The organism is Streptosporangium sp. NPDC003464 (assembly GCF_053588315.1).
In genome coordinates this window covers 1-3,027 of the sequence record NZ_JBSFPS010000488.1, presented here as the reverse complement: position 1 = coordinate 3,027, position 3,027 = coordinate 1, and the positions used below count along the sequence as shown (strand labels likewise).

The 3,027-nt window shown below is 73.1% G+C and carries 3 protein-coding genes; 2 read left to right on the top strand and 1 reads right to left on the bottom strand.

Features of this window, described 5'->3' with window-relative positions:
• On the bottom strand, positions 1–315 hold a 315-nt coding region (locus ACWDS7_RS47645; RefSeq protein ID WP_451934696.1), incomplete at its 3' end, for an MIP/aquaporin family protein.
• A gap of 351 nt (positions 316–666) precedes the next feature.
• Between ACWDS7_RS47645 and ACWDS7_RS47640 the strand changes: the two genes are divergently transcribed.
• Together ACWDS7_RS47640 and glpK are read left to right on the top strand one after the other, a co-directional pair.
• Positions 667–1,434, top strand: coding sequence for an IclR family transcriptional regulator (locus ACWDS7_RS47640; RefSeq protein ID WP_451934695.1), 768 nt, complete (start codon positions 667–669; stop codon positions 1,432–1,434).
• A 36-nt stretch (positions 1,435–1,470) separates the two neighbouring features.
• Positions 1,471–2,988, top strand: a complete 1,518-nt coding sequence (gene glpK, locus ACWDS7_RS47635) for a glycerol kinase GlpK (protein WP_451934694.1) — start codon at positions 1,471–1,473, stop codon at positions 2,986–2,988.
• The last annotated feature ends 39 nt before the right edge of the window (positions 2,989–3,027 follow it).

Here is a 3,027-nt window from a genome sequence, read left to right as displayed (position 1 = left end):
GATCAGCACCGCCACGAACGCGCCCACGGTCTGCGCCAGCGCGTACGGCAGGACCTTGCGCCAGGGGAAGCCCTTGAAGGCCGCCAGCGCGACCGTGACGGCCGGGTTGAGGTGCGCCCCGCTGATCCGGGCCGCGGTGTAGACGCCCAGGGTGACGCCCAGACCCCAGGCCCACGCGATGCTGTCGTGATCGCCGATGCCGGCCGCGACGACCTGCGCCACGACGCCCACCCCGAACAGGATCAGGATCAGCGTGCCCGCGAACTCGGCGGCCAGTTCGCCGAGCAGTCCCCTGGCTTTCAGTCGTTCCGCCATGTGTCCTCCTCACGGTGCCGTGTTATGTCACAAGCCCGCGTCCGGTCCCCGTGGGGGCCGGGCTGCCGGCGGACGGCTCCCCGTGGGGGCCGGGCCGCCGACGGACGGCCGCGGAGGGAGTCGCCAGGAAGGGGCGGTCCTCTCGGCTGATCGGGACGCTAGGCGCGGAACGGGACCGGGTCAACGGCAGGCTGACGACAATGTCGAACACTGGTCAGGAATGCGAGTCGATAGTAATATCGGCGGGCTGCGCGCAGCGCTCGATGCCCGGCGGCGCCGGGAGAGCGGAGACCGTCTCTCGATGGGGGCCGACATTGCCGAACGACAGCCGTCCCGCCCGTCACCGATCACATGCCCGGCTCAGTCCAGTCGATTGAGCGCGGGGCGGCCATCCTGCGGCTGCTCGCCCGGAGCCCCGGCCGGCTGGGCATCGGCGAGATCGCCAGCTCCCTGGGCCTGGCCAGGAGCACCGCCCACGGCATCGTGCGCACCCTCCAGCGCGTCGGCTTCGTGGAGCAGGACGAGGCGACGGCCAAATACCAGCTCGGCGCGGCCCTGCTCCACCTCGGCACCAGCTACCTCGACGTCAACGAGCTGCGCTCGCGCGCGATCAACTGGGCCGACGCCCTGGCCGCGCGGAGCGGTGAGGCGGTCAGGATCGGGACGGTCCTCGACGGCCAGGTCCTGGTGGTGCACCACGTCTTCCGCCCCGACGACACCCTCCAGACGCTCGACGTCGGGTCACTGCTGCCCATGCACGCCACGGCACTGGGCAAGGTGCTGCTCGCCTACGACGCCGGGGTGGCCTCGGCCCTGCAGGCCGGCGGCCTGGAGGCCCGCACCCGCCGGACCATCACCACGCCCCGGGCGCTGTCCCGGGCGCTGTCCCGGGCGCGGGAGGTGGGCTGGGTCACCGAGGTCGAGGAGATGACCGTGGGAGAGGCGGGTGTCGCGGCGCCGATCCGGGGTTACGGCGGCCTGGTGGTGGGGGCCATCGGGATCTCCGGCGCGGTGGAGCGGATCTGCGACACCAAGGGGCAGCCGAACCCGGTTCTGGTGACTTATGTTCGAGACGCGGCCCGTGCCGTGTCCCGGGATCTCGGGGCGTCCCGGTGCTGACCGCCCCGCAGCCGCCGAGGTTCAGGTGAGGACCCCATGGTCACGCGCTACGTGATGTCCATCGATCAGGGCACGACGTCGACGCGGTGCATCCTCTTCGACCAGCGGGGCCATCTCGTCTCGGTGACCCAGCGCGAGCACCGGCAGCACTTCCCCCGGCCGGGCTGGGTCGAGCACGACGCCGTCGAGATCTGGCGCAACCTGGAGCGCATCGGGCCCGAGGCGCTCGCCCAGGCCGGCGTCGGTCCGGAGCAGGTGGTGGCCGTCGGCATCGCCAACCAGCGGGAGACGACCGTCCTGTGGGACAGGCGGACCGGCGTCCCCGTCGGCCGGGCCGTCGTGTGGCAGGACACGCGGACCGACGCCCTGGTGGAGGAGTTCTCCCGCCGGCCGGGCGCGGAGGCCGTGCCGGAACGCTGCGGCCTGCCGCTCGCCGCCTACTTCTCCGCGCCGCGCATCCGCTGGCTCCTCGACCGCACGCCGGGCCTGCGGGAGCGCGCCGAGCGCGGCGAGGTGCTCTTCGGGACGATGGAGAGCTGGCTCATCTGGAACCTGACCGGCGGGCCCGACGGCGGTGTCCACGTCACCGACGTCACCAACGCCAGCCGCACCCTGCTGATGGACCTGACCACCCTGGAGTGGGACGACGGGCTCCTGGCCTTCTTCGGCGTCCCACGCCGGATGCTGCCGCGGATCCGGCCCTCGACGGAGACGTACGGCACCGCCCGGCGGGTGTTCCCCGGCGTGCGGATCGCCGCCGCGCTCGGCGACCAGCAGGCGGCGCTGTTCGGGCAGACCTGCTTCGCCTCCGGCGAGGCCAAGTGCACCTACGGCACGGGCGGCTTCCTGCTGCTCAACACCGGCACCGTGCCGGTCCGCTCGGGCCACGGCCTGCTGACGACCGTCGGCTACCAGATCGGCGGAGAGCCGGCGGTGTACGCGCTGGAGGGGCCGATCGCGGTGACCGGCGCGCTCGTGCAGTGGTTCCGCGACGGGCTCGGTCTCATCAGCAGCGCGCCGGAGATCGAGACCCTGGCCCGGAGCGTGCAGGACAACGGGGGCTGCTACATCGTCCCGGCGTTCGCCGGGCTCTTCGCGCCGCACTGGCGCAGCGAGGCCCGGGGGGTCATCGTGGGGCTGACCTCCTACGTCACCAAGGGGCACCTGGCACGGGCCGTGCTGGAGGCGACCGCGTGGCAGACCCGCGAGGTGGTCGACGCCATGAACGCCGACTCGGGCCTGACGCTGCGGGCGCTCAAGGTCGACGGCGGCATGACCACCGACAACCTTCTCATGCAGATCATCGCCAACGTGCTGGACGTGCCCGTCGTGCGTCCCATGGCGGTGGAGACGGTCTCCCTCGGCGCGGCCTACGCGGCCGGTCTCGCCGTCGGATACTGGGCGGACCTCGAAGGGCTCCGGCGCAACTGGCACCGGGCCGGGCAGTGGAGCCCGCGCATGGATCCGGGGCTGCGCACCATGGAGCACGACAACTGGCGGCGCGCCGTCGAACGCGCCCTGGGCTGGGTCAGGCCGGTGCCCGGCCACCGCTGACCCGCCCGGCCCACCGGCCCGCGGCCGCGCCCCGCCGGC